Origin of the sequence: Azospirillum aestuarii (assembly GCF_016632405.1) — a bacterium.
Taxonomy (GTDB): Bacteria; Pseudomonadota; Alphaproteobacteria; order Azospirillales; family Azospirillaceae; genus Azospirillum; species Azospirillum aestuarii.
The window spans coordinates 568,018-591,628 of record NZ_JAEPIV010000002.1 but is presented as its reverse complement, the minus strand read 5'-3'; the positions used below and the strand labels follow the sequence as shown (position 1 = coordinate 591,628).

The 23,611-nt window shown below is 70.9% G+C and carries 25 protein-coding genes and 1 tRNA gene; 12 read left to right on the top strand and 14 right to left on the bottom strand.

The genetic code is table 11. From position 1 onward, the window contains the following. Nucleotides 1-16 precede the first annotated feature (16 nt). The 3 genes from JJL56_RS07425 (at nt 17) to JJL56_RS07415 (ending at nt 2,658) form a co-directional block, all read left to right on the top strand. Entirely contained in the window at nt 17-721 is a 705-nt protein-coding gene (locus tag JJL56_RS07425) for an ABC transporter permease (protein WP_145622997.1), read from the top strand. A gap of 3 nt (nt 722-724) precedes the next feature. Next, nucleotides 725-1,414: an ABC transporter permease gene (locus JJL56_RS07420; RefSeq protein ID WP_145622996.1), complete on the top strand. Its 690-nt coding sequence runs from the start codon at nt 725-727 to the stop codon at nt 1,412-1,414. Between the two features lie 206 nt (nt 1,415-1,620). Then, the gene (locus JJL56_RS07415; RefSeq protein WP_145622995.1) at nt 1,621-2,658 is read left to right on the top strand and encodes a DMT family transporter; all 1,038 of its coding nucleotides are present in this window, start codon (nt 1,621-1,623) and stop codon (nt 2,656-2,658) included. A 141-nt stretch (nt 2,659-2,799) separates the two neighbouring features. On the opposite strand, the gene JJL56_RS07410 is transcribed toward JJL56_RS07415, so the two are convergent. Next, nucleotides 2,800-2,875 (bottom strand) — tRNA-Ala (locus tag JJL56_RS07410). 206 nt (nt 2,876-3,081) lie between these two features. Between JJL56_RS07410 and JJL56_RS07405 the strand changes: the two genes are divergently transcribed. Genes JJL56_RS07405 through modD form a run of 5 tightly spaced genes read left to right on the top strand, consistent with a single transcriptional unit; the run spans nt 3,082 to nt 6,474 of the window. After that, nucleotides 3,082-3,366 (top strand): YggT family protein, encoded by a 285-nt coding sequence (locus tag JJL56_RS07405; RefSeq protein WP_145622994.1) that lies wholly within the window; start codon nt 3,082-3,084, stop codon nt 3,364-3,366. Then, a complete protein-coding gene (locus tag JJL56_RS07400) occupies nt 3,366-3,740 on the top strand; it encodes a DUF167 family protein (protein WP_145622993.1) in 375 nt (124 codons plus the stop codon). The genes JJL56_RS07405 and JJL56_RS07400 overlap by 1 nt, the downstream gene beginning before the upstream one ends. Continuing rightward, nucleotides 3,733-4,641: a bifunctional methylenetetrahydrofolate dehydrogenase/methenyltetrahydrofolate cyclohydrolase FolD gene (folD, locus tag JJL56_RS07395; protein WP_200484784.1), complete on the top strand. Its 909-nt coding sequence runs from the start codon at nt 3,733-3,735 to the stop codon at nt 4,639-4,641. The genes JJL56_RS07400 and folD overlap by 8 nt, the downstream gene beginning before the upstream one ends. Then, on the top strand, nt 4,638-5,627 hold the full coding sequence (locus tag JJL56_RS07390) for a magnesium transporter CorA family protein (RefSeq protein WP_200484783.1): 990 nt from the start codon (nt 4,638-4,640) through the stop codon (nt 5,625-5,627). Before folD ends, JJL56_RS07390 begins: the two co-directional genes overlap by 4 nt. Nucleotides 5,628-5,646: 19 nt before the next feature. Continuing rightward, nucleotides 5,647-6,474, top strand: coding sequence for a ModD protein (gene modD / locus JJL56_RS07385; RefSeq protein ID WP_200484781.1), 828 nt, complete (start codon nt 5,647-5,649; stop codon nt 6,472-6,474). A 21-nt stretch (nt 6,475-6,495) separates the two neighbouring features. Here the strand turns inward: modD and JJL56_RS07380 are convergent, their stop codons facing one another. Then, a complete protein-coding gene (locus JJL56_RS07380; protein WP_145622989.1) occupies nt 6,496-6,798 on the bottom strand; it encodes a 4a-hydroxytetrahydrobiopterin dehydratase in 303 nt (100 codons plus the stop codon). A gap of 135 nt (nt 6,799-6,933) precedes the next feature. Between JJL56_RS07380 and JJL56_RS07375 the strand changes: the two genes are divergently transcribed. Continuing rightward, nucleotides 6,934-7,347, top strand: a complete 414-nt coding sequence (locus tag JJL56_RS07375; protein WP_041810830.1) for a metallopeptidase family protein — start codon at nt 6,934-6,936, stop codon at nt 7,345-7,347. A gap of 2 nt (nt 7,348-7,349) precedes the next feature. On the opposite strand, the gene JJL56_RS07370 is transcribed toward JJL56_RS07375, so the two are convergent. Then, complete coding sequence (locus tag JJL56_RS07370) at nt 7,350-7,940, bottom strand: uracil-DNA glycosylase family protein (protein ID WP_200484780.1); 591 nt, start codon at nt 7,938-7,940, stop codon at nt 7,350-7,352. Then, nucleotides 7,937-8,683 carry a Sir2 family NAD+-dependent deacetylase gene (gene cobB, locus JJL56_RS07365; RefSeq protein WP_186452796.1) on the bottom strand — a complete coding sequence of 249 codons (747 nt, stop codon included), beginning with the start codon at nt 8,681-8,683 and terminating at the stop codon, nt 7,937-7,939. Before cobB ends, JJL56_RS07370 begins: the two co-directional genes overlap by 4 nt. 97 nt (nt 8,684-8,780) lie before the next feature. On the opposite strand from cobB, the gene JJL56_RS07360 reads away from it, so the two are divergent. After that, a complete protein-coding gene (locus JJL56_RS07360) occupies nt 8,781-9,254 on the top strand; it encodes a low molecular weight protein-tyrosine-phosphatase (RefSeq protein WP_145623343.1) in 474 nt (157 codons plus the stop codon). Nucleotides 9,255-9,263: 9 nt separating this feature from the next. On the opposite strand, the gene JJL56_RS07355 is transcribed toward JJL56_RS07360, so the two are convergent. The 9 genes from JJL56_RS07355 to JJL56_RS07315 all read right to left on the bottom strand — a co-directional run bounded on the left by JJL56_RS07355 (nt 9,264) and on the right by JJL56_RS07315 (nt 20,811). Further along, nucleotides 9,264-9,461: a DUF1127 domain-containing protein gene (locus tag JJL56_RS07355; protein ID WP_145622986.1), complete on the bottom strand. Its 198-nt coding sequence runs from the start codon at nt 9,459-9,461 to the stop codon at nt 9,264-9,266. A 106-nt stretch (nt 9,462-9,567) separates the two neighbouring features. Further along, nucleotides 9,568-10,464: a transcriptional regulator GcvA gene (gene gcvA / locus JJL56_RS07350; protein WP_145622985.1), complete on the bottom strand. Its 897-nt coding sequence runs from the start codon at nt 10,462-10,464 to the stop codon at nt 9,568-9,570. A 321-nt stretch (nt 10,465-10,785) separates the two neighbouring features. After that, on the bottom strand, nt 10,786-11,109 hold the full coding sequence (gene trxA / locus JJL56_RS07345; protein ID WP_035669691.1) for a thioredoxin TrxA: 324 nt from the start codon (nt 11,107-11,109) through the stop codon (nt 10,786-10,788). A 211-nt stretch (nt 11,110-11,320) separates the two neighbouring features. Then, nucleotides 11,321-14,791, bottom strand: a complete 3,471-nt coding sequence (addA, locus tag JJL56_RS07340) for a double-strand break repair helicase AddA (protein WP_200484778.1) — start codon at nt 14,789-14,791, stop codon at nt 11,321-11,323. Between the two features lie 151 nt (nt 14,792-14,942). Continuing rightward, nucleotides 14,943-17,921, bottom strand: a complete 2,979-nt coding sequence (addB, locus tag JJL56_RS07335; RefSeq protein WP_200484776.1) for a double-strand break repair protein AddB — start codon at nt 17,919-17,921, stop codon at nt 14,943-14,945. 114 nt (nt 17,922-18,035) lie between these two features. Next, complete coding sequence (locus JJL56_RS07330) at nt 18,036-18,815, bottom strand: nucleotidyltransferase family protein (RefSeq protein WP_200484774.1); 780 nt, start codon at nt 18,813-18,815, stop codon at nt 18,036-18,038. 2 nt (nt 18,816-18,817) lie between these two features. Then, nucleotides 18,818-19,831, bottom strand: a complete 1,014-nt coding sequence (locus tag JJL56_RS07325; RefSeq protein ID WP_200484772.1) for a phosphotransferase — start codon at nt 19,829-19,831, stop codon at nt 18,818-18,820. Further along, nucleotides 19,828-20,340, bottom strand: coding sequence for a tRNA (adenosine(37)-N6)-threonylcarbamoyltransferase complex ATPase subunit type 1 TsaE (gene tsaE / locus JJL56_RS07320; RefSeq protein ID WP_200484771.1), 513 nt, complete (start codon nt 20,338-20,340; stop codon nt 19,828-19,830). The genes JJL56_RS07325 and tsaE overlap by 4 nt, the downstream gene beginning before the upstream one ends. Before the next feature lie 33 nt (nt 20,341-20,373). Beyond that, nucleotides 20,374-20,811: a hypothetical protein gene (locus JJL56_RS07315; RefSeq protein ID WP_200484769.1), complete on the bottom strand. Its 438-nt coding sequence runs from the start codon at nt 20,809-20,811 to the stop codon at nt 20,374-20,376. Nucleotides 20,812-21,021: 210 nt separating this feature from the next. On the opposite strand from JJL56_RS07315, the gene JJL56_RS07310 reads away from it, so the two are divergent. After that, a complete protein-coding gene (locus JJL56_RS07310; RefSeq protein ID WP_200484768.1) occupies nt 21,022-22,044 on the top strand; it encodes an NAD(P)/FAD-dependent oxidoreductase in 1,023 nt (340 codons plus the stop codon). Nucleotides 22,045-22,119: 75 nt separating this feature from the next. On the opposite strand, the gene JJL56_RS07305 is transcribed toward JJL56_RS07310, so the two are convergent. Next, a complete protein-coding gene (locus JJL56_RS07305; RefSeq protein WP_200484766.1) occupies nt 22,120-22,698 on the bottom strand; it encodes a Spy/CpxP family protein refolding chaperone in 579 nt (192 codons plus the stop codon). 186 nt (nt 22,699-22,884) lie between these two features. On the opposite strand from JJL56_RS07305, the gene JJL56_RS07300 reads away from it, so the two are divergent. Beyond that, on the top strand, nt 22,885-23,610 hold the full coding sequence (locus JJL56_RS07300; RefSeq protein WP_145622979.1) for a response regulator: 726 nt from the start codon (nt 22,885-22,887) through the stop codon (nt 23,608-23,610). Nucleotide 23,611: the final 1 nt, after the last annotated feature.

Sequence of the window (23,611 nt, the reverse complement as noted above, 5' to 3'; positions counted from 1 at the left end):
GCCCATTTCGGAGCGCATGTTCGAACTTCTCTCCTTCGGCCCGAACGGGTGGGGCGGCCAGCTTCTCGGCGGGGCCGCGATGACGGTCGCCGTGTCGGTGTCGGCCTTCGCCTTCGGCCTCGTCTTCGGGTCGCTCGGCGCGTCGGCAAAGCTCAGCCGCAACCTCGCCCTCACCGGCGTGGCGGAGCTCTACACCACCGTCGTCCGCGGCGTCCCCGAACTGCTGGTCATCTACCTGCTGTTCTTCGGCGGCAGCGGCATGGTCATGGCCGTTGGCCGGGTCTTCGGCTACGACGGCTACATCGAACTGAACGCCTTCTCCATTGGCGTGCTGGCGGTCGGGCTGATCTCCGGCGCCTATTCGACGGAGGTGATCCGCGGCGCGGTCCAGGCGGTGCCCCACGGCCAGATCGAGGCGGCGCGCGCCTGCGGCATGTCGCGCTGGCTGATCCTGCGCCGCATCCTGGTGCCGCAGACCCTGCGCTACGCCCTGCCGGGGCTGGGAAACGTCTGGCAGCTCACCCTGAAGGACACCGCGCTGATCTCCGTGACGGCGCTGGCCGAGATCATGCGCGTGTCGCATGTGGCGGCGGGGTCGACCCGCCAGCCGTTCCTGTTCTACACCACCGCGGCGGTGCTCTACCTCCTGCTCACCACCGTCTCGACGGTGGCGTTCGAGCGGGCGGAACGCTACGCCAATCGCGGCGTGCGGAGGGCCTGACCCATGAACTGGGAACTGATGTGGGACAGCGTGCCCACCCTCCTGCGCGGCGTTCCGGTGACCCTGGAGCTGGTCGGGCTGGCGCTGCTGTTCGGCGCGGCGGTGGCCTTCGCGGTGGCGCTGCTGCGGCTGTACGGCAACCGCGTCACCGAGCGGCTGATGGCTGCCTACGTCTTCGTGTTCCGCGGCACGCCGCTGCTCGTGCAGATCTTCCTGATCTATTACGGCATGGGCCAGTTCGAGCTGGTGCGCAGCAGTTTCCTCTGGATCTATCTGCGTGAGCCCTTCTGGTGCGCGATCCTGGCGCTGACGCTGAACACCGGCGCCTACACCAGCGAGATCCTGCGCGGCGCCATCCTGTCGGTGCCGCAGGGCCAGATCGAGGCGGCGCGGGCCTGTGGCATGTCGCGCACGCTGCTGTTCCGGCGAATCGTGATGCCGGTGGCGATCCGCCAGATGCTGCCGGCCTACGGCAACGAGGTGATCCTGATGGTCAAGGCCAGCTCGCTCGCCAGCACCATCACGCTGTTGGAGATCACCGGCATCGCCCGCAAGATCATCGCGCAGAGCTTCGCGGTGTTCGAGGTGTTCATCGTGGCCGGCAGCATCTACCTGCTGCTGAACTTCCTCGCCTCGCGCCTGATCCGCTACGCGGAATGGCGCATGACGCCGTACCTGCGGGCGCGGGGGTAAGCTGCCGGCCCCCACCCCGGCCCTCCCCCGCTCTCAGCGGACCTATGGTCCGCTTGCCGCGTCAGCGCAAACCTTTGGTTTGCGCGAGAGCTGACACAGGGGAGGGGGATTTCGCGAAGCGGCGGCAGTCCCCTCCCCTGTGAAGCGGGGGAGAGTTAGGGTGGGGGCAAGGGTTCTTCCCCCACTCAACAGGCGTGCGAGGCGCTATGCCCCGAACCGGCGCGATGACCGCCATCCTGGCCGCGGTCCTATTCGGCATCAGCACGCCGCTGGCGAAGCTGCTGGTCCACGACCTGTCGCCCTGGATGCTGGCGGGCCTGCTGTATCTCGGCTCCGGCATCGGGCTGGGGCTGGTCCGTCTGCTGACAGGATCGCGGAAGCGCGGCGAACGCGGCCTCCACGGCGCCGAGTGGCTCTGGCTGCTGGCCGCCGTCGCTGCCGGGGGTATCGCCGGACCGGTGCTGTTGATGGCCGGCCTGACGGCGACGCCGGCATCGACCGCCTCGCTGCTGCTCAATCTGGAAGGGGTTTTCACCGCCCTGCTGGCGTGGTTCGTCTTCCGGGAGGGCGTCGACCGGCGCCTCGTCGCCGGGATGGTCGCCATCGTGTCGGGAGCGGCGGTTCTGTCCTGGGGCGGAACGGTGGACATCGCCGGCGGCTGGGGACCGGCCGCAGTCGCCGCCGCCTGCCTGATGTGGGCGGTGGACAACAACCTGACCCGCAAGGTGTCCCTGGCGAACCCGGCGGACATCGCCACGATCAAGGGGCTGGTGGCCGGCAGCGTCAATGTCGGGATCGCCCTGGCGCTCGGCGACGGCCTGCCCGCGGCGCCGACCGCGGCGGCGGCGATGCTGGTCGGGTTGCTGGGCTACGGTGTCAGCCTCGTGCTGTTCGTGGTCGCTCTGCGCCACATCGGCGCCGCTCGCACCGGGGCCTATTTCTCGACGGCCCCCTTCGTCGGGGGCATCGCCTCCCTGGCGATCTTCGGGGAGCCGCTGACGGTCGGGCTGGCCGTGGCCGCGGCCCTAATGGGACTCGGCGTCTGGCTGCACCTGACCGAGGACCATGACCATGAGCACGACCATGACGAGATGGAGCACGACCACCCGCATGTGCATGACGAGCACCACCGGCACCATCACGATGGCCCGGTGACCGAGCCGCACACCCACCGGCATCGTCACGTGCGCCTGCGGCATCGGCACGCCCACTTTCCGGATGCCCACCACGCGCACAGGCACTGAGGCAGGGGCCGGATCGGCGAACGTCTTAAATAGAATAGGAAGATTCGGCCGACGCCGCGTGCGACAAGGCGGTGTCACACCGCGGGGAATTCCGCCGCTTCCTGGCGAATTCCTGTGTCGCATCAATGTCTTGAGGAGGATTGGTGGAGCCGAGGAGGATCGAACTCCCGACCTACGCATTGCGAACGCGTCGCTCTCCCAGCTGAGCTACGGCCCCACACACCGTTACCGGCGTGCGGCGGATAATGGTGATGCGGAGGAGGCCTGTCAAGCCCTCTGAACGCGCCCGATCGCGGGCATCGGCGGTTCGCGGAAGGGGATGGCAAAGGGGATGATGGCGGCCCGCCGCGCGGCACTGGACAGCACTCGCCGCTTGTGCTTAGGGTGCCCCGCAAAATCGGACAATAAAGGGACGGGCCGGGCATGATTGCGCTCTACCTGCTGATCGACACCGTTCTCAGCCTCTACGTTTGGCTGCTCATCGCTTCGGCGGTGCTGAGCTGGCTGGTGGCCTTCAACGTCGTCAATACCCGCAACCGCGCGGTCTATGTCATCGGCGACTTCCTCTACCGGGTCACGGAACCGGTGCTGCGTCCGATCCGCCGCGTCCTGCCGAACATGGGCGGCCTGGACCTGTCGCCGATCGCGCTGATCCTGCTGATCTTCTTCATCCGCAACCTGTTGGCGGAATACTGGCCGCGCTTCTGATGCCCGGACCTTCGGAAGCCGTGCCCATCGAGGCCGTGGCGGACGGCGTCCGGCTGGCGCTGCGGGTGACGCCCAAGGCGTCGCGCAACGCCATCGCCGGGCTGGCCGCCACCGCGTCCGGAGGAACGGTTTTGAAGGTGACCGTCACCGCCGTGCCGGAGAACGGCAAGGCGAACGAGGCGGTGGTGAAATTGCTGGCCAAGGCGTGGAAACTGCCCAAGACCAGCCTGACGGTGGTGGCCGGCGCCACCGACCGGAACAAGATTGTCCATGTGGCCGGCGACCCGGCCGACCTGATGCGCCGGCTGACGGCGCTGGTGGAAACCGCGACCGGTGACCCGGTGAGCAGTAATGGTGGGAAGAGCGATGGCTGAGGCGAAGATCATCGACGGCAAGGCGTTCGCCGCGGGGCTGCGCGCCCGCGTGGCGGAGGGGGTGGCCGCGCTCAAGGCCAGCCACGGCGTCACCCCCGGCCTCGCCGTCGTGCTGGTGGGCGAGGACCCGGCGAGCCAGGTCTATGTCCGGTCCAAGGAAAAGGCCCTGGCCGACCTCGGCATGAACAGCTTCGACCACCACATGCCCGCTGACCTCGGCGAGGCGGAGCTGCTGGCCCTGATCGACCGGCTGAACGCCGATCCGGCGGTGCACGGCATCCTGGTCCAGCTTCCCCTGCCCAAGCACATCGACACCCAAAAGGTTCTGGCCCGCATCGTTCCGGAAAAGGACGCGGACGGCTTCCATGTCGTCAACGCCGGCCTGCTGGCGACCGGCAGCCCCGGCGCCATCGTGCCCTGCACGCCGCTGGGCAGTCTGCTGCTGCTCCGCGACACGCTGGGCAGCGATTTGAAGGGCAAGCGGGCGCTGGTGCTGGGCCGCTCCAACATCGTCGGCAAGCCGATGGCGCAGCTTCTGCTCCAGCAGGACTGCACGGTCACCGTTGCCCATTCCCGCACCCAGGACCTGCCCGGCGAATGCCGGCGCGCCGATATCCTGGTCGCCGCGGTGGGCCGTCCGGAGATGGTGCGCGGCGATTGGATCAAGCCGGGCGCCGTGGTCATCGACGTCGGCATCAACCGCGTGCCGCATCCGACCGAGCCGGGCAAGACGAAGCTGGTCGGCGACGTGGCCTACGACGAGGCCGTGAAGGTCGCGGGCGCCATCACCCCGGTGCCGGGCGGCGTCGGGCCGATGACCATCGCCTGCCTGATGCTGAACACGCTGGCCGCCGCCTGCCGCGCCGCCGGCGCGCCGGTCCCCGCCGAGGCTCTTGCATGATCACGGTCCACGCCCAGGTGGGCGGCCGCGTGGTCGAGCAGCCGCTCGCCCTCGGCGAGCCGCTTCCGCCCAACACGGTGTGGATCGATCTTCTCCGCCCCGACGAGGCGGAGCGCGCGCATGTCGGCGCCGTCACCGGCTGCGACCTGCCGACGCGCGAGGAAATGAAGGAAATCGAGGCGTCGAGCCAGCTCTACACGGAAGGGGAGGCCGTCTATCTCACCTCCTCCGTGATCGCGCGGGCCGATTCGCCGATGCCGGAGCAGGGCGAGGTCACCTTCGTCCTGACCCCCCGGCACATGATCACGGTTCGCTTCACCGAGCCGCGCTCCGTCGCCACCTTCGCCGCGCGCACCAGTCGCCAGCCGGAGCTTCTGGCCAGCGCGGAGGACGCGCTGCTGGGCATCCTGGACGCGGTCATCGACCGGGTGGCCGACGTGCTGGAACTGATCGGCGCCCGCATCGACGGGCTGTCCGCGCGCATCTTCACCGACTCGCTGAACAGCAAGGGGATCGGAAGCTCCAAGAAGCCGGACGAGCTGCAGGACGTGCTGCGCGGCATTGGGCGGGCCGGCGACCTGACGCACAAGGTGCGCGACAGCCTCGCCGGGCTGGACCGGCTGGTCGCCTTCCTGTCCTCCGTCGCCGCCGGGCGGCTGACCAAGGAGCACAAGGCGGCGCTGAAGACCCTGACGCGCGACCTGCGGTCCTTGAACGAACACGCCGGCTTCCTGGCGCACGAGGCGAATTTCCTGCTCGACGCCACGCTCGGCCTGATCAACATCGAGCAGAACGCGATCATCAAGATCTTCTCGGTGGTCTCCGTGGCGCTGATGCCGCCGACCCTGATCGCGTCGGCCTACGGCATGAACTTCCACCACATGCCCGAGCTGGACTGGGATTTCGGCTATCCCATGGCGATCGTGCTGATGGTGTTGTCCGCCGTCGTGCCGCTCTGGTACTTCCGCCGCCGCGGGTGGCTTTAACCGAAAAAGGGAATCGCCGATGATCGTCCTGTCCGATGCCGCGCTCGACGCGCTTCTCGCCCAGGACGTTCCCTACGGCGACCTGACCACCGACTCGCTGGGCATCGCCGCCGCCCCGGCGCGCATCCGGTTCACGGCGCGCGGCGCCATGGTGCTGGCCGGGACGGAGGAGGCTGTCCACCTGATCGAGAAGGCCGGCGGCACGGTGACGTCCGTCCGGCCCAGCGGCGCGGCGGTGGAGGCCGGGGCGCCCTTTCTGGAGGGGCACGGCCCGGCGGGCGCCCTGCACCGCGGCTGGAAGGTGGCGCAGACGCTGGTCGAATACGCGTCCGGCATCGCCACCCGCGCCCGCCGCATCGTCGAGGCCGCCCCCGGCGTGACCGTGGCCTGCACCCGCAAGAACTTTCCCGGCGCCAAAGACCTGTCGGTCAAGGCGGTGCTGGCCGGCGGGGCGGTGATGCACCGGCTGGGCCTGTCGGAAACGATCCTGGTCTTCCCCGAACACCGCGCCTTCCTGTCCGGATCGCCGGAATCCTGGATCGCCGATCTGCGCCGCCGGGCGCCGGAAAAGAAGATCGTGGTCGAGGTCGACACGGTGGCGGACGCCATCGCCTTCGCCCGCGCCGGGGCCGATGTGCTGCAGCTGGAGAAGCGCACGCCGGAGGAGGCCCGCGCTGTGGTCGAGGCGACGCGCGGCCTGCCGCGCCCGCCGATCGTCGCTGCGGCGGGCGGCGTGACGGAGGACAACGCGGCGGCCTACGCCGCCGCCGGTTGCCCGCTGCTGGTCACCACCGCCCCCTTCTTCGGGCGCCCGGCGGATGTGAAGGTGGTTCTGGAACCGGCGTGACGCGCTTCGGGCGCGCGACGATCAGCGGTCGCGGTTCGGGGCGATCTGGTCCACGCGGTGGGCGAAATCGACATCGGCCTGGGTCAGGCCGTCGGCGCTGCGGGTGCACAGGATGATCTCCACCCGGCCCATGTCGTTGAACCATTCCGGATGGTGGTTCAGCCGCTCCGCCAGCAGGGCGACCTGGCTCATGAAGCCCCAGGCGGCGGGGAAGTCGGGGAAATGGTAGGTCTTGCGGATGGCGTCGCGCTCCAGCACCTCCGCCCAGCCGTGCAGTTCCTTCAGCGCGGTCTGCCGCTTGGCACCCACCAGCTTGTCCGACATTCCTTCCCCCTTTGTTGGTTGGCCTGTACGAGGCGTAACGGGCACGGATCGATTGTGGATCAAATCGGTGTTCCGGCCTGCCTTCCGGTTTAGCGCCGCTTGGCCTGGGCGGCAAGCGGCGCTACCTTCCCCCGTATGATGCGCAAACCGGCACACACCCACAGCGTTCCGCCCTCCACCCCCGACCTCGAGCGGATGGCCGAGGACGCGCTGGAGACGATCCCGCGGGAACTCCTGGCCCCCATCGCCAATCTGTCGATCCATGTCGAGGATTTTCCCGACGAGGAGACCGAGCGCGAGATGGAGTTGGAGAGCCCCTTCGACCTGCTCGGCCTCTACCGGGGCGTCGATATGACGCGGCAGAGCGTCGCCGACCTGCGCAGCGGGCCGGACATGATCTTCCTCTACCGCCGCCCGATCCTGGACTACTGGTGCGAGACGGGCGAGGATCTGTTCGCCATCGTCCGCCACGTCCTGATCCATGAGATCGGCCACCATTTCGGCCTGTCGGACGAGGATATGGAGCGCATCGAGGCCATGGAGGGGTAAAGTCACCCGTCCAGAGCCTCGTCCACGCGGCGGCGCAGCGCGGGCACCAGCTCCGCGTCGAACCAGGGGTTCTTCTTCAGCCACGCGGTGTTGCGCCAGCTCGGGTGGGGCAGGGGCAGGAACTCCGGCAGGTAATCCCGCCACGCCGCCACCGTGTCGGTCATCGTGCGCCGGCGGCGGTTTCCCAGATAGTGGGCCTGCGCGTAGCTGCCGACCAGCAGGGTCAGCCGCACCCCGGTCAGGGCGGCGCGCAGCGGCGGGTGCCAGAGCGGGGCGCATTCCGGGCGCGGCGGGTAATCGCCGCCCTTCGGCGCCGTGCCGGGATAGCAGAGCCCCATGGGGACGATGGCGATCCGGCTCTCGTCGTAGAAGGCGTCACGGTCCATGGCCAGCCACTGGCGCAACCGGTCGCCGGACGGGTCGTTCCAGGGAATGCCCGTGGCGTGCACCCGCGCGCCCGGCGCCTGCCCGACGATCAGCAGGCGGGCGGACGGGCTGCCACGCAGCACCGGGCGGCAGCCGTGCGGCAACACCCCCGCGCACAGCCGGCAGGCGCGGGCCTGTTCGAACAGGTCCTCCAGATCGCCGGTCAAAGGCTCAGCAGCTCGGTCACGAAGGCCGGGACCAGCTCGGTCGCCGGGCCGTTGACGGAATCCGCGAACAGGCTGGCGCCCGCCGACGGCTCCAGGTTCAGTTCCACGGTCAGGGCGCCGGCGTTGCGTGCCTCCGCCACGAAGCCGGCGGCGGGGTAGACGTTGCCGGAGGTGCCGATGGAGACGAACAGGTCGCAGGCGCCCAGCGCGCGGTAGATCCGCTCCATCTGGTAGGGCATTTCGCCGAACCACACCACGTCGGGGCGCATGCCGCCCTTGCGGGCGCAGGACGGGCAGACGTCCTCCACCGACAGGTCGCCGGTCCAGCGCTCCACCTTGCTGCGGCAGTGACGGCAGAAGACCGCGTTCAGCTCCCCGTGCATGTGGATCAGCGTTTGCGACCCGGCGCGTTCGTGCAGATCGTCGATGTTCTGGGTGACCAGCAGCAGGTCGCCTTCCCAGCGCCTCTCCAACTCGGCCAGCGCGGCGTGGGCGGCGTTCGGCTGCACCGCGGGATCGCGCAGGCCGCGCCGCCGGTCGTTGTAGAAGCGGTGCACCAGCACCGGATCGCGGGCGAAGCCCTCCGGCGTGGCGACGTCCTCCAGATCGACCTTGGCCCAGATGCCGTCGGCGCAGCGGAAGGTGTCCAGGCCGGATTCCTTGGAAATGCCGGCCCCGGTCAGGATGACGATGGAGTCGGTCGGTTTCAGATGGTTGGCGATGGTCGTGATGGCGGCGGTCATATTGGCGATGGTCATGGCGCCCTGGCGGGTTCGGGGAACGGCTGCTAGATCTCGGGCCGGTAAAGCACAGATGGAAACCAAAGGGGAGGAGGCCGGGATGGTCAAGGTCCTGTTCGTCTGCACGGGCAACATCTGCCGGTCGCCCACCGCGGAAGGTGTGTTCCGCGACCGGGTTCGGCAAGCCGGTTTGGAAAGCCGCATCAGCACCGATTCGGCGGGCACCCACGGCTATCATGTGGGGGAGGCACCCGACCCGCGCAGCCGGCGCGCCGCCAAGGTCCGCGGGGTGGACCTGTCGGACCTGCGCGCCCGCAAGGTGACCGCGGCGGACTTCGCCGACTTCGACTACGTCCTGGCGATGGACGGCGGGCATCTGGCGCAGTTGCGGCGCATGGCCCCGCCGGACAGCCGGTCGACGGTCGCCCTGTTCCTCGATTACGCCCCCGACGCACCGAAGCGCGAGGTGCCCGACCCCTATTACGGCGAGGGGCTGCATTTCACCGAGGTTCTGGACCTCTGCGAAGCCGGGGCCGAGGGGCTGTTGGAGGCGATCCGGCGGGACCGGCTGTAACCGCGACCTTCACCGCCAGAAGGGGTTGCGCGCCTCGGTGACGGCGTCGTAGCGGGTGATGCCGATGTCCCGCAATTCGCGGTCGGACAGGGACAGCAGGGCGTCGCGCTGGCGGCTCTGTTCGCGGAGACGAGCGATCCAGCCCAGCAGCCCGCGAAGGCGGCGGGCCGGTGGCGGCGCGGTGCGAGGGAGGACGTGCAGCGTCATGGTGGCCTCCGGCGGGTGCGATGAAGCACCAGCATCGGGCCATCCCCTCCGCTCCGGCAAACGGGACCTTTTCATCGTCGGGTGAGCGGATTTCACCCGAACCTATTCACCGCCCCTGGGCGAACTCCGCCCGCATCCAGGCGCGGAAGGCGGCGACCTCCGGGCGGCGCAGGCTGTCGCGGGCGGTGACCAGCCAATAGGCGCTTTTCGCGCGCAGGCGCGGCCCCATCACCTCGACCAGCTGGCCGGACGCCAGCTCCGGGTCGACGGTCGGGCGCCGCCCGATGATGACGCCCAGCCCGCGCACCGCGGCGTCCACCGCCATGTGGATCGCGTCCAGCCGCAACCCGCGCTTCAGTCCGCCGTCCAACGCGGACGGCGGCAGGCCCGCCGCCTCCGCCCAGGCGGTCCAATCCTCCGACACGTCGGCGACGTGGAGCAGCGGGACGGTGGCGAGGTCGGCGGGGCAGGCGATGCGCGCCGCCAGGGCGGGGGCGGCCACCGGGACGAGGTCCTCCTCCATCAGCTTCAGCACGGCCAGACCGGGCCAGTCGCCGCGGCCCAGCCGGATGCCGGCGTCGATGCCGTCGCGGGGGAACTCCACCACCCGGTGGGCGGTGTCCAGCGCCACCGTGATCGCCGGGTGACGCTCCTGGAAGGCGGGCAGGCGGGGGATCAGCCAGCGCAGGGCGAAGGTCGGGGCGGCGCTGACCGACAGCCGCCCGCTGGGCGCGCGGCCCGGCACGCTCTCCGTCGCCAGCGCCAGCGAGTGCAGCGCGTCGCGCACGCGGGGCAGATAGGCGTGGCCGGCGGGGGTCAGCGACAGGCTGCGGTTGCCACGCAGGAACAACTCCACCCCAAGCCATTCCTCCAGCGTCTGGATGCCGTGGCTGACCGCGCTGGGGGTGAGATGCAGTTCCTCCGCCGCCGCCTTGAAGCTCTGGTGGCGGCCGGCGGCCTCGAACAGGCGCAGGGTGTTGAGGGGCGGCAGTCGGTAGGCCATGGCCCGTGCAGTCTGCGGTGCCGGCGGGTTGGCCGCAAGGGGGATATCCCGCGACCACCGGAGCAAAGAGCCCTCGCCCCCCTGGGGAGAGGGAGGGGACCCGCGCCGTAGGCGTGGGGAGGGTGAGGGGGCCGGTGCGCTTGCCGCGCACCGCCAAGAGGCATGCTGCCCCTTGGCAATCCCCTGGCGTGGGCTTGATGCCCACGCTGCCCCCTCACCCTGACCCTCTCCCCGGAGGGGAGAGGGGATTGGTCTTGCAGTGCCCAAACAAAAAGCCCCGCCGGAGGGGCGGGGCTTTTCGATCGTCCAGGGGAGCGGGGCTCAGAGAGCCTCGTCGACCCACGAGAACAGGGCGGTCTTCGGCAGGGCGCCGATCTTGGTGGCGGCGACGTTGCCGTTCTTGAACAGCATCAGCGTCGGGATGCCGCGCACGCCGTACTTGGTCGGGGTGCCGGGGTTGTCGTCGATGTTCAGCTTGGCGACGGTGACCTTGCCGCCATACTCCTTGGCGAGGTCGTCGAGCGCGGGAGCAATCATCTTGCAGGGGCCGCACCACTCCGCCCAGAAATCGACCAGGACCGGACCGTCGGCCTTCAGCACGTCCTGCTCGAAGCTGTCGTCGGTGACCTTGATGGGATCGCTCATGTGACCTCTATGCCTGGGTTCAGGGGCACCGCCGCGCCGATTTTCCACCGGCGGCGGACCCATCCCTCATCGGTGGAATTTGGCAAAATGTATGACCGACCCCCCTCGCCGGTCAAGCCGGGGCGCGAATGCGGTCTCGTCAACCCAATCCGCCGTCCCGTGCAACGCGGCCGGGGGTGAAAAGTTCCCCGGGCGGACTATCGCGCGCGCCTCATGCTGGAAGCTCCATCAGGGCCGGGGTGTCGGTCCACAGCAGGACGCAGCGCACGGCCTTGTCCGGGTAGATGGCGCGCAGCGCCGCGCGGTAGGCCTCCATCTGGCGGACATAGACGGGCGGCACGTCCTCCGCGCGGACCGGCGGCGGGCGGTTGGTCTTATAGTCGACGATCCACACCGCGTCGTCCTCGATCACCAGCCGGTCGACCCGGCCCGACAGGGCGCGCCCGGTCACCAGACCGACCACCTCCACCTCGGCGCGGGAGTTGGGGCCAAACAGCCGGGCGAAGCGCGGGTCGGTCAGGACGCGCATCGTTTCGGTTGCGATCTCATCCTGGCGCGCTGCCGTCAGCTCGTGACCGGGGCGGGCGAGGTAGCGGCGGGCGGCGGCCTCCCGCGCGTCGGGCGGCAGGTCGGGCAGGGTCTGCATCAGCCGGTGGATCAGCAGGCCGCGCTTGAAGCGCGCTCCGTCATCCTCGCCGAGCGGCGAACGCATCGCCGGCTCGTCCCCGTCCGGGCGGGAGGGGGTGAGGGGGCGCGACGGCTCCGGCTCCTCCGGGGCGGCGGCGGTCAGCCAGGGCGGGGCGGCCTGCGCCGCCAGCACGCGGCCCGCCCCGGCGCCGTCCGGCTTGGGAACGGATGTCTGCGGGTCGGCCAGCCGCCAGCCCTCGCCGCTCCAGCCGTCTGGACAGAGGGTGGAGAAGTCGAAGGGGTGCGGCACGCCGATCTCGCCCATCGCGGCCTCGACCAGCTTGTACCAGCAGGCGTCGGACGGCTCCTTCTTCCCTTGGTAGCCGCAGACGTACAGCCGGTCCTCCGCGCGGGTCAGGGCGACGTACAGCAGGCGCCTGTACTCCTGGTCGCGGCGGCGGTTGGCGCGGGCGCGCGCCTCGGCGCACAGCGCGTCCTCCTGCGAGCGGCGGGCGGCGAAGAGCGGTACGGCGCAGCCTTCGTCCGGCCAGAGGATCGGCGGGCTCTGGGTCGGCGTGCCCAGCGTGTCGGGCAGGAAGACGATGGGCGCCTGGAGGCCCTTGGAGCCGTGCACCGTCATGATGCGTACACGTCCGCCGCCCTGCTCCAGCTCGCGCTTGATCTCCGCCTCGCTGGCCGCCAGCCAGGCCAGGAAGTTCTGCAGGGAAGGCGGCTCGGTCTTCTCGAAGGCGAGGCATACGGCCAGGAACTCGTCCAGCGGGTCCTGCGCGTCGGGGCCGAGCCGCTTCAGGAGGGCGCGGCGACCCGACCCGTCCGGATCGGCCGGGCAGGGGGCGGCCAGCAGCCCGGCGAACAGCTCGTAGGGCGCCAGGAAGTCGGTGCGGGCCAACTGCGCGCCCAGATAGCGGCGGGCCGGGCGGTAGGCGGGATCGTCCTCCGCCTTCGCCACCAGCGCCCGCCACAGCGTGCCGCGCCGCCCGTGGGCGAGGTCGAACAGCTGGTCCTCGGTCAGCCCGATCAGCGGCCCCTTGAGGACGGTGGCCAGCGTCAGGTCGTCCTCCGGCAGCAGCAGGAAGTCGCACAGCGCCATCAGGTCCATGACCGCCAGCTGCTCGGTCAGCACCATACGGTCCACGCCGGCCACCGGAACGGCGCGGTCCTTCAGGGCGCGCACCAGCTCCGTCACGAAGGCGGTGCGGCGGCGGACCAGCACCATCACGTCGCCGGGCTGGATCGGGCGGCCCCGCGACTCGAGCGACTCGCCGCGCTGGGTCCAGTCGCGGATGGTGTCGGCGATGACTGCGGCCAGCCGGGCCGACGGCGAATCGGCGGCCTCGCGCTCCACCGGCGGCGCCCAGGCGGGCGGGTCGGCGGCCTCCGCCGGCTTCACCGGGGGCCACAGCTCGACCAGCCCGGCATGGCCGCGGCGGAAGGCGCGGTGGCGGATCACCGGGCTCGTTTCGGAAGCGACACCATCCTTGGCGCTGTCCAGCCGGAACACCGCGTCCACGGTCTGCAGCACGGTGGCGGTGGAGCGGAAGGAGATGTCAAGCTCCACCGCGTGCCAGTCGCGCTCCGCGGCCTTGGCGCGGGTGTGGAAATGGCGGCGCATGCGGGCGAATTCGGCGGGGTCGGCGCGCTGGAAGCTGAAGATCGACTGCTTCTCGTCGCCCACGGCGAAGACGGTGCGCGTCGTCTCGCCCCCGTCCCGCGCGCTGAGACCGGCGAAGAACTCCTCGGCGATGGAGCCGACGACCTGCCACTGCTCCGGGTTGGTGTCCTGGGCCTCGTCGATCAGGATGTGGTCCAGCCCGCCGTCCAGCTTGAACAGCACCCAGGGCACGGCGGGGACGCCGTCCTTGCCGCGCAGCAGGGCGTTGGCCGACAGGATCAGGTCGTCGTAGTCGAGCAGCGCCTTGGCTTTCTTCTTCGCCTCATAGGCGCTCAGAAGCGCCTCGGCCAGCGTCAGCAGGGCGGTGGTGGAGGCGGCGACTCCGGCCGAGCGAACCCGTTTCATCAGCGAAACGAGCCGCTCCGCCTCACGCTCCAGCGCCGTCAGGGCGGCGGGGAAGGATGTCGCCGGCTTCTTGGTGATCAGGGTCTTGCGCGCGCCGCCCTCCGCCGTCAGGAAATGGCGGGCGTAGATCTGGAAGGCGCGCACACGGCTGTCCGCGGCGTCGAGCCAGCTCTGGATGCCGACTCCGCGCTCCTCGTCGGTCTTGCTGCCGGTGGACAGCGCGCGGCAGGCGTCGCGCAGGCTCGTCCCGTCGAAGGCGTGGTCGGCGCAGGCGTCGCGCAGGATCGCGGCCTCGGTGATGCCCGGCGGCACGCCCAGCGCCTCGTGAACCGCGTCCACCGCGCCTTGCAGCCCGTGGACGCTGTCGAACAGGCGCTGGATGCGCCCGCGCTCGCTGGCCAGTTCAGCCAGGATGTCGGCGAACTCCTCGGCGTTCAGCTCGGCGGTCAGCCGGGCCATCGCCTTGCCGAGCGGGCTGTCGGGGGCGGCGCGCCCGGCGTGCAGCACCTCGTCCCGCGCCTCGGTCAGCAGGCCGGCGGCGGTGCGCTCGTCCATCACCTCGAAATGCGGGGCGAGCCCGGCCTCCAGCGGGAAGCGGCGCAGCAGCGACTGGCAGAAGGCGTGGATCGTCTGGATCTTCATGCCGCCCGGGCAATCCACCACCTGGGCGAACAGCCGCCGGGCGATGGTCCGGGTCTCGGCGCTCGGCCGCTCGCCGCAGAGGTCGGCGAGCCGGTCCTCCAGCGCCTCGTCGGGCAGGGTCGCCCAGATGCCCAGCGTGCGGTTGATGCGGATGGACATCTCCGCCGCCGCCGCCTTGGTGAAGGTCAGGCAGAGGATGCGCGCCGGCGCGGTGCCGGACAGCATCAGCCGCAGCACGCGGTCGGTCAGCACCTTCGTCTTGCCGGACCCGGCGGAGGCGCCCACCCACACCGACGACAGCGGGTCGGAGGCGAGCCGCTGCGCGACGTTGGGGTCCAGCGGGAGTTCGCGGACGGGGAAGTCGAGGATGGTCATGGGCGGGTCGTGGGGTGTGAGGTGCTCGTCGCTCCCACCCTCCCCATGCGGCGCATGGGTCCCCTCCCTCCCCCGCTGCGCAGGGGAGGGCGGTGATGCCCTCCCCTGCAAAGCGGGGGAGGGTTAGGGTGGGGGCAAGAACGCTGGTCCATCATCCCTCACCCCCATCGCCACCCGCCGACCATTCCTGCACCCGCGCGAGGTGGGCGTAGTCGGTGTAGCGCGGGGCCATGGCCGGGCGGGGGCAGGAGCGGTAGGGGGTGGCGGGGTCGTCGAAATGGCGGATCAGCTCCTCCAGGCCGGCGCGGGCCTCGGCGGCGAGCGTCGCCGGGTCGCCCTTCACCGCCTTCTCCTCGCCCGGCGGATCGCCGCCGGACAGGCGCCAGAAGGCCAGCTCGGCCACCCGGTTCTTCGCAACCCCGGCGAAGCCGCCGGCCTCGGCCATGGCGGCCTCCAGCGGCAGCTGCGGGGCGAAGCCCAGCTCGATCTCGCGGGTCGAGGGCGGGGTGCCGGTCTTGTAGTCGATCAGGACCAGCCCTTCGCCGCCCGAATCGATGCGGTCGGCCTTGGCGGTCAGCAGGAAGGGACCGGCGGGGCCGCTCAGCGTCAATTCGCCCGACACCTCGGTGGCGAGCGGCTTCAAGGTGCGGCGGCGGTCGCGCTCCTGCCCGACGAACCACTCGGCGATGCGCTCGAAGCGCGGCCACCAGAAGGCCCAGACGTCGGGATGGCTGTGCAGCAGCGGACCGAAGGACTCGCGCCCCATCGCCAGCAGCCGGTGCAGCGCGTCGTCGGGCAGGTGGCCGGGGAACGCCTTCACGAAGGCGTCGAGTGCCGCGTGGATGAACTGGCCGCGGTCGGCGGCGCCGGGATCGGCGGCGATCGGGTCGAGCTTGCGGAGATTCAGCACATGCTCGGCGTAGATGGCGTAGGGGTCGCGCATCCACTTCTCGATCTTGGTGACCGACAGTTTGCGCGGGCGGGCGGACACCGGCGGGCGCGGCTCCGGCGGGGCGACGGGGCGCACGGTATCCGGCTCGTCCAGACCGCGCGCCCAGGCCAGCCAGGGCTCCCCGGCCAGCTCGATCCGCCCGTCCAGTCCCAGCGCGCGCAGCACCGTCTCCAGCCGGAGCAGCCAGCGCGACGGGACGGTCGGCGTGCCGTCCACCCGCTCCGCGCGGGTCAGCACGACCTCCTCGGCGCCGCAGGCGTGGGTGAAGTCGTGGGCGGACAGGCCGACCATGCGTTCCGGGCTGGGCAGGCCGAAATCGCGGCGCATCGGGCGCGACATCCAGGGATCGGCGCCAGGGTCGGGCGGCCAGGTCCCCTCGTTCAGCCCACCGAGGATCAGCAGGTCGAAATGCTGAAGGCGCGCTTCCATGGGGCCGAGGATGTAGAGGCGCGGGTGCAGGCCGAAGCGCGGGCGCACCGGACGCATCGCCATCAGCGCGTCGAGCAGCGCCGGATAGTCCTTGCCGGGAACGGCGGGGAAACCGTCCGCCGCCTCCAGCAACTCATGGACGAAGGTCGCGGCCTCCTCGCCGTCGTCCTGCCGCCAGAGGAACTCCGATCCCGGCGCGTCGGTGCGCGAGGCCAGCGCCTCCGCGAAGGCGACGTGCGCGCGGACGAGGTCGACGAGCGGGGCGTCGCCGAACAACACCTCCATGAAGGGGGCGGCGAGTTTTTCCAGCTTCTCCAGCCAGCCGAGCAGGGTGGCCTGCTGGTCCGGGTGGTCGAAGCGGTCGGTGGCCTTCAGCGCGGCGATCAGCCCGGCGAAGCCCTCCGCCGGGCGGGGGCCGCGCAGGACGATGCGCTCCAGCGCGCGGGCGGAGCGGCGGAACTCCGCCGGGTCGTGCCCGCCGGCGGCCAGCGGGTGCTTGGCGAGCGCCAGCAGGGCCAGCGGGTGGGCGCGGCTGGCGGCCAGCTCGGCGGTCAGCCGCAGATAGGTGCCGACCGCGGTGTGGACCAGCGGCTGGCCCGCCGAGTCGTTGACCGCGATGCCCCAGCGCGTCAGCGCCATGGCGACCCGGCGCGCGAGGTTGCGGTCGGGCGAGACCAGCGCCGCCGTCTTGCCCGGCGTCTCCAGCGCGTGGCGCAGCCGAAGGGCGATGACCGACGCCTCCTCCTCCGCCGTCGGGGCGTCGATGCGGGTCAGCCCGTCCAGGGCCGTGGCGTCCAGCCCCTCCAGCTCCCGCCAGCTTTCCGTGGTGGCGGCGGGGCGCATGGCCTCGGCGAGCAGGCGGGCGCGGGCCGCGCGCGGCTCCTCCGCGTCGTTCCAGCGGCGGACGGCGGCGCGGCCGACCGAGAGCCGGTCGAGCAGATGGGCGAGGCCGTGTTGCGGGTGCGCCTCGTCGGCGCGGATGGCGTCCCAGCTCGCCTCGTCGGCCTCCAGGTCCAGGCCGGGCAGCACGACGGCCCCCTGCGGCAGGGCGGCGACCACCGCCAGCAGGTCGGCGGAAGCCGGGATGGAGCCGGTCGAGCCGGCGGCGATGACCAGCCCCTGCGGCGGCTCCGCCCGCCAGAGCGCGGCTTGCGTTTCCAGCACGAGGTTGCGGCGCTGCGCCGGGTCGGTCAGTTCGCTGGCGCCGAGGATGGCGGGCCAGTGCTCGGTGACGATCCTCAGAAACTCCAGCGTCACCTGCCAGTGCTGGGCGTAATCCTCCGGCACCAGCGAGGCCAGCCGGTCGAAGGCGACATTCTCCGTCCACACCGCGTCGATCAGCCGCCCCAGGTCGGCGCCCAGCCGCACCGCCTGCGCGGTGGTGGCCGACACGCCGGTCGCCTGGAGGATCAGCCGGGCCAGCATCATCTGGCGTTTCAGCCCGCTGATCGGGTCGGGCAGCTCCAGCGGTACGCCGGGCAGCTCCTCCGCCGAGGTCAGGCTGAGGGAGGCGGCGTCCAGCTCGCCCAGCGGGCTCATCCGCGGCAGCAGCATCGGCTGCCCGCCGGAGCGGCGCAGGAAGGCCTCGCGCAGCGAGCGGCAGGAGCGGCGCGTCGGCAGCAGGACGGTCACCCCGGCCAGCGCCAGCGGGTCGTTCCCCACGCGGTCCAGGATGCCCTCGGCGAGCTGGTCCACGAAGGACACGCCGATGGGAATCGAATAGACCTTGGGCTCCGCCCTGCCGCTCATGCCTGCCCCGGAAGCTGTATCGTCGGACGCGCGAGGATACTAGATGTGGGGCAATGACACCACAAAGCGTCAAGGAATACAAAAATTCTCACAAAACGACCGTCCGGCGGCCGGTCAGGTGGTGACCACCGACACGTCGCTCATCGACAGCATCTCCTCCGTCTCGGCCAGCGCGTCGGGGGTGCCGATGTGGAACCACAGCCCGTCGTGGGCGAGGCCGAAGAGGCGCCCGGCCTCCTGCGCGCGGTCCCAGATGCGGTTGGTGGAGAAGGCGCCGTCGGGGGTGTCCTGCCTGAACAGCTCCGGCTTCACGATCTGGACGCCGGCGTAGACGAAGGGGGCGATCTCCATCTCGCCGCGCCGGGTCAGCCGGCCGAGCGGGTCCATGTGGTAATCGCCGCGCCCCTCGTACCCCACCGCCTTGGTGGTCGCCATCAGCAGCAGGAGCGCGTCCATCTCGTCCGGGTTCCAGTGGCGGGCCAGCCGCGCCAGCGTGGGGGAGGGGCCGTCGAGCCACAGGATGTCGGCGTTGACCACATAGACCGGGTCGGTGCCGAGCAGCGGCAGCGCCTTCTTCACGCCGCCGCCGGTTTCCAGAAGTTCGTCCTCCGGCGACAGCGTGATGGCCGGGGCCATGCGTCCCGCCAGATGAGCGGCGATCATCGCGCCCTTGTAATGGCTGTTGACCACGGCGGCGGTCACGCCGGCCTCCTCCAGCCGGTCGAGCGCGTGGTCGAGCATCGGCTTGCCCATCACCGGGATCAGGGGCTTCGGACGCTCCAGGGTCAGCGGGCGCATCCGCAGACCGAGCCCGGCGGCCATCACCATGGCCTTGGCGGGGGCGGTTGTCACGGGCGGCGTCTTGGTACGGGTCTTCTTCGAGACAGGCGACATAATCAATCCGGCTCCGGAACGACAAGCTCCGCGCGGGTTCCCGGCGGCAGATGACGGGCAAACCAGTCGGCGACCGGGGCCAGCTCGGGCTTGGCGAGCTGGCCTTCCAGAAGCCGCCAGACGCGCGGCAAGTGTAGGAGATAGCCGCGTCGGCGCTGCAACGCCAGACGCACGAAGATGGCGACGATGCGGGTGTGCCGGATCGCGCCCAGCACCGCGTAGGAGCGGCGGAAGGCCTCCCAGTCGCGATCCGGGAAGGCCGCCCGGTAGCGGTCCAGCAGCACGCCCTCCAGCCCAGCAGGCAGGTCGCGGCGGGCGTCCTCCAACAGCGACACCAGATCGTAGGCGACGGGGCCGAGCCCGGCGCTCTGGTAATCGATCAGCCCCGCCGCCCGCAGGCCGGGCCGCGGCAGCCGCATCACGTTGTCCACATGGTAATCGCGCAACAGCAGCGATTGCGGCCCGGCGCAGGCCTCCGGAACGACGGCGGCCCAGGCCGTGTCGAAGTCGGACCGGGCCTTGTCCGACAAGGGCTTTCCCGTGGCCGCGGGCATGTAGACCTCGGCGAACAGCGCCACCTGTCCGGTGAACAGGGCCGCGTCGTAGAGCGTCAGGTTCAGGCGGGCCGCCTCCTCCACCGGGAAGCGGCGGTGCAGCTCGATCAGAACGTCGGTTGCCAGCTCGTAGAGCGGGCGCGGCTCCTCCCCTGCGTTCAGCAGGCGGGTCAGGGTGCCGTCGCCGAAATCCTCCTGGATGGCGAGGCCCGCCTCGACCTCCGCCGCCAGGATGGCGGGGACGGAGAAGCCCAGCCGGTCCAGCATCGCGCCGATGGCGATGAAGGGCACCAGATCCTCCGCCGGGGCGGGGGTGTCGACCAGGATCAGCGTGCCGCCGTCCGGCGTCGTCAGCCGCTCGTAGCGGCGTGCCGAGGCGTCGCCGGCCAGCGGCTCCCGCTTGGCCCCCTCCAGCCCGTGGCGGGCGAGGAAGGCGGCGATCTGCGAAGCGCGGTCGGTCACGGCCCCTCCAGTCCGGAAAGGCCCAGTCCTGTGAGGTCGAGGGCGTGCAAGCGCGACTCCCAGGCGCCATGGCCGGTCAGGGTGGCGCGGCGTTCGGTCGGCCCGGCAAAGCTCATCGCGATGTCGAGACGGTCGGCGGGCAGCAGCGGACCCAGCCGGTCCGGCCATTCCACCAGCAGAACGGCCTCGGCGCGCGCCTCGTCCCAGCCGAGTTCCGTCACCTCGTCGGGGCCGGACAGGCGGTAGAGGTCGAAATGCCAGACCGGGCCGATGTCGGTGTCGTAGGTCTGGACCAGCGTGAAGGTCGGGGACGGCACCTCGGCGTCCTCCTCCGTCACGGCGCGGATCAGGGCGCGGCACAGGGCGGACTTGCCGGCGCCCAGGTCGCCGCGCAGGGCCACGAGGTCGCCGGGCGCCAGCGCCGCGGCCAGACGGCGGGCCAGCGCGGCGGTCGCCTCCTCGCTCGGCAGCGTGACGGCGCGCGCGTTGGGGGAATCGGTCTGGGTCATGTCACGGGATGCGGTTCATATCAGCGGCGGCAATCAACGGCGGGAGGCGGCCTTGCGCGGCACCGGGCCGGGGGAGGGGGAGGGAGCGGGGGCGGGCTCCGCCGCCTCGCTGCGGTCCTCCACCAGACGCGGCGGCTTCTTGAAGTTCATGGTGATCATCAGCGTCAGGGCGCCGTTGATCAGGTGGATCATCTTGTCGGACTCGACGGGCAGGGGGATCTTGCGCCCCATGCAGTAGGACACCAGCGCCGCCGCGACCTCGGACTCGTGCAGGGTCATGCTGCGGTCGTCGCCCTCGTCCCCGGTCACCTGGATCAGCGTCTCCACCCCGCCGCCGCCGGGCTGGCCGGGGCGGTAGGTGACCTTGCCGACCGTGCCGTTGGGCAGCGGCTCGCGCATCCGGCGGCGGCGGTCGAGCACGGCCTTCACGACCTCCTGGTCGGTGAACACGAGGCAGCGCAGCTCCTTCATCGCCAGTCCTTCATCGCGGCCGCTCCGGCACGGGGAAAACGCGCAAATCCTACCCCACCGCGACCGCACGCCCAGAAGGAAATCGGCGGGACCGCACCCATTTTGCGCGCGCCGTCCGCTCTCCCCGTGCAGGGCGGGGTTGACCGGGGGCGCGAAACCGGACAATTGAAGGCGTCATCGTTCCCCCGTTTGCACAAGGCAGCGCGTCCCATGTCGCACACCGTCCATCGCACCGACGTCGTCATCGTCGGCGCCGGCCCCGTCGGTCTCTTCGCCGTGTTCGAATGCGGCATGTTGAAGATGCGATGCCATGTGGTGGACGCGCTGGACATGGTGGGCGGGCAGTGCAGCGCGCTGTACCCGGAAAAGCCGATCTACGACATCCCGGCCCACCCGTCGATCGAGGCCGCCGACCTGATCGACAAGCTGGCGGAGCAGGCCGCCCCCTTCAGCCCGGTCTATCATTTGGGCCAGCAGGTCGAGAAGCTGACCCGCACGGAGGAAGGGCGTTGGCTGGTGGAGACCGGCATCGGCACGCAGATCGACACCCAGGCGGTGATCATCGCCGCCGGCTGCGGCGCTTTCGGCCCCAACCGCCCGCCGCTGGACGGTCTGGAGCAGTATGAAGGCACGTCGGTCTTCTACATGGTCCGCCGCAAGCAGGACTTCGCCGGCAAGCGCGTGGTCATCGCCGGCGGCGGCGATTCCGCCGTGGATTGGACGCTGTCGCTGGCCGACGTGGCGGAGAAGGTCTACGTCGTCCACCGCCGGCCCAAGTTCCGCGCGGCCCCGGAAAGCGTCGCCCGCATGGACGTCCTGGTCCGCGAGGGCAAGGTGGAGATGGTGGTGCCCTATCAGCTCTCCGGTCTGGTGGGCGAGAACGGCCAGCTCTCCGCCGTGCGCGTCGCCACGCTGGACGGCGAGGAGAAGGACCTGCCGGCCGACGCGCTGCTCGCCTTCTTCGGCCTGTCGATGAATCTGGGGCCGATCGCCGAGTGGGGCCTGAACCTGGAGCGCAGCCACATCGGCGTCAGCCTGCCCGGCTGCGCCACCAGCGCCCCCGGCGTCTACGCCATCGGCGACATCGCCACCTATCCCGGCAAGCTGAAGCTGATCCTCTGCGGCTTCTCCGAGGCGGCGCAGGCGGCCCACGCCATCCACCCGCTGGTCCATCCGGGCGAGGCGCTGCACTTCGAATACTCGACCTCCAAGGGCGTTCCCGGCGCCGAGTGACCGTCCCGAAAACGGAAACGGGCCGCCGGGGGTACCGGCGGCCCGCTCCGTCAGCGGCTGACGGGAGGCAGGAGATCAGCCGCCGCGGGGGCCATTACCCGGACCCGGACCGCGGCCGGGGCCTTCGCCGTGCATCGGGCCGTGACCGTGGTGGCGCATGCCCGGACCACCCATGCCACCGCCCATCATGCCGTGCCCGGCGCGGTCGAGGAAGCGGTCGGCCTGCTTCTGCTGGTCCGGGGTGAGCTGGGCGTAGAGGTCGGTCAGTGCCGGGCGCACCTGCTGAAGCTGGGCGAGGCGGGCCGACATCATGGCCTCCATGCGCTCCAACCGGGCCGGGGCGGCGGCGGGCATCGGCTGGTCCTTGTACTTGGCGCAGAGGTCCTGGGTGGGCTTCTGGCTCGCGTTCGCGGCGTCGGCGAACTTGGTCCAGGCGGCGCGCTGCTGGTCGGTGATGTTCAGCTTCTTCTCGGCGTAGGCCAGCATGCCGGCCAGCCGGGCGTCCTGGTCCTCGCACATCCGGGAGAAATGCCGGCCGCCGTCCGGACCGGGGCCAGGGCCGGCGCCGGGACCCGGCTGCTGCTGGGCGAAGACCGGCACGGCGAGGCCGAGACCGAGAACCAGCGCGGCGGTGGTCATCATAGCGCGTTTCATGGGGATGCTCCTTGTTATCGACGGGGTCTTGCGTTCCCGATGACCCCGATAATGGGCCGGCAACGTATCCGGTTGATGTCCGGCCTTCCGTGAATTGGTAACGCTGTGTAACAGCCGGCCGCCCCGTAACGTGGCGTTACACATTTCTTCTTCACCCCGGCGCCCGCGCGTCGGATCATGCGTTCCATGGACCGCACCCCTCACCTGCTGGTGGTCGACGACGACCGCGAAATCCGCACCCTCCTGTCGCAGTTCCTGACGCGGCACGGCTTCCGCGTCACCGGGGCCAAGGACGGGGTGGAAATGATGCGCACGCTGGACAGCGCGCGCGTGGACCTGATCGTGCTCGACCTGATGATGCCGGGGGAGGATGGGCTGAGCCTGTGCCGCCGCCTGCGCGCCACGCCGGAGACGGCGCAGACGCCGGTCATCATGCTGACCGCGATGGGCGAGGAGACGGACCGCATCGTCGGGCTGGAGATGGGGGCCGACGACTATCTGGCGAAGCCCTTCAGCCCGCGCGAGCTTCTGGCCCGCGTCAAGGCCGTGCTGCGCCGCGCCTCCGGCCCGCCGGTGGCCGGCGGTGCGGTGGGCAAGACGCTGGGCTTCGAGGGCTGGACGCTCGACCTCGCCAAGCGGGAACTGCGCTCGCCCGACGGGGTGCTGGTGCAGCTCTCCGCCGGGGAATACGACCTGCTGGTCGCCTTCGTGGAGCATCCGCAGCGGGTGCTGACCCGCGACCAGCTGCTCGATCTGGCGCGTGGCCGCTCGGCGGTGCCCTTCGACCGTTCCATCGACGTGCAGGTCAGCCGCCTGCGCCGCAAGATCGAACCCGACCCGGCCGACCCCACCATGATCAAGACGGTGCGCGGCGGCGGCTATCTGTTCACCCCGGCGGTGACGGGAGGCTGAG

What these genes read in the sequence shown, in the direction of transcription:
- JJL56_RS07425 (WP_145622997.1), top strand. Translation starts at nt 17, where the DNA reads ATGTTCGAACTTCTCTCCTTCGGCCCGAACGGGTGGGGCGGCCAGCTT.
- JJL56_RS07420 (WP_145622996.1), top strand. Translation starts at nt 725, where the DNA reads ATGAACTGGGAACTGATGTGGGACAGCGTGCCCACCCTCCTGCGCGGC.
- JJL56_RS07415 (WP_145622995.1), top strand. Translation starts at nt 1,621, where the DNA reads ATGCCCCGAACCGGCGCGATGACCGCCATCCTGGCCGCGGTCCTATTC.
- JJL56_RS07405 (WP_145622994.1), top strand. Translation starts at nt 3,082, where the DNA reads ATGATTGCGCTCTACCTGCTGATCGACACCGTTCTCAGCCTCTACGTT.
- JJL56_RS07400 (WP_145622993.1), top strand. Translation starts at nt 3,366, where the DNA reads ATGCCCGGACCTTCGGAAGCCGTGCCCATCGAGGCCGTGGCGGACGGC.
- folD (WP_200484784.1), top strand. Translation starts at nt 3,733, where the DNA reads ATGGCTGAGGCGAAGATCATCGACGGCAAGGCGTTCGCCGCGGGGCTG.
- JJL56_RS07390 (WP_200484783.1), top strand. Translation starts at nt 4,638, where the DNA reads ATGATCACGGTCCACGCCCAGGTGGGCGGCCGCGTGGTCGAGCAGCCG.
- modD (WP_200484781.1), top strand. Translation starts at nt 5,647, where the DNA reads ATGATCGTCCTGTCCGATGCCGCGCTCGACGCGCTTCTCGCCCAGGAC.
- JJL56_RS07380 (WP_145622989.1), bottom strand. Translation starts at nt 6,798, where the DNA reads ATGTCGGACAAGCTGGTGGGTGCCAAGCGGCAGACCGCGCTGAAGGAA.
- JJL56_RS07375 (WP_041810830.1), top strand. Translation starts at nt 6,934, where the DNA reads ATGATGCGCAAACCGGCACACACCCACAGCGTTCCGCCCTCCACCCCC.
- cobB (WP_186452796.1), bottom strand. Translation starts at nt 8,683, where the DNA reads ATGACCGCCGCCATCACGACCATCGCCAACCATCTGAAACCGACCGAC.
- JJL56_RS07360 (WP_145623343.1), top strand. Translation starts at nt 8,781, where the DNA reads ATGGTCAAGGTCCTGTTCGTCTGCACGGGCAACATCTGCCGGTCGCCC.
- JJL56_RS07355 (WP_145622986.1), bottom strand. Translation starts at nt 9,461, where the DNA reads ATGACGCTGCACGTCCTCCCTCGCACCGCGCCGCCACCGGCCCGCCGC.
- gcvA (WP_145622985.1), bottom strand. Translation starts at nt 10,464, where the DNA reads ATGGCCTACCGACTGCCGCCCCTCAACACCCTGCGCCTGTTCGAGGCC.
- trxA (WP_035669691.1), bottom strand. Translation starts at nt 11,109, where the DNA reads ATGAGCGATCCCATCAAGGTCACCGACGACAGCTTCGAGCAGGACGTG.
- addA (WP_200484778.1), bottom strand. Translation starts at nt 14,791, where the DNA reads ATGACCATCCTCGACTTCCCCGTCCGCGAACTCCCGCTGGACCCCAAC.
- addB (WP_200484776.1), bottom strand. Translation starts at nt 17,921, where the DNA reads ATGAGCGGCAGGGCGGAGCCCAAGGTCTATTCGATTCCCATCGGCGTG.
- JJL56_RS07330 (WP_200484774.1), bottom strand. Translation starts at nt 18,815, where the DNA reads ATGTCGCCTGTCTCGAAGAAGACCCGTACCAAGACGCCGCCCGTGACA.
- tsaE (WP_200484771.1), bottom strand. Translation starts at nt 20,340, where the DNA reads ATGACCCAGACCGATTCCCCCAACGCGCGCGCCGTCACGCTGCCGAGC.
- JJL56_RS07315 (WP_200484769.1), bottom strand. Translation starts at nt 20,811, where the DNA reads ATGAAGGAGCTGCGCTGCCTCGTGTTCACCGACCAGGAGGTCGTGAAG.
- JJL56_RS07310 (WP_200484768.1), top strand. Translation starts at nt 21,022, where the DNA reads ATGTCGCACACCGTCCATCGCACCGACGTCGTCATCGTCGGCGCCGGC.
- JJL56_RS07305 (WP_200484766.1), bottom strand. Translation starts at nt 22,698, where the DNA reads ATGAAACGCGCTATGATGACCACCGCCGCGCTGGTTCTCGGTCTCGGC.
- JJL56_RS07300 (WP_145622979.1), top strand. Translation starts at nt 22,885, where the DNA reads ATGGACCGCACCCCTCACCTGCTGGTGGTCGACGACGACCGCGAAATC.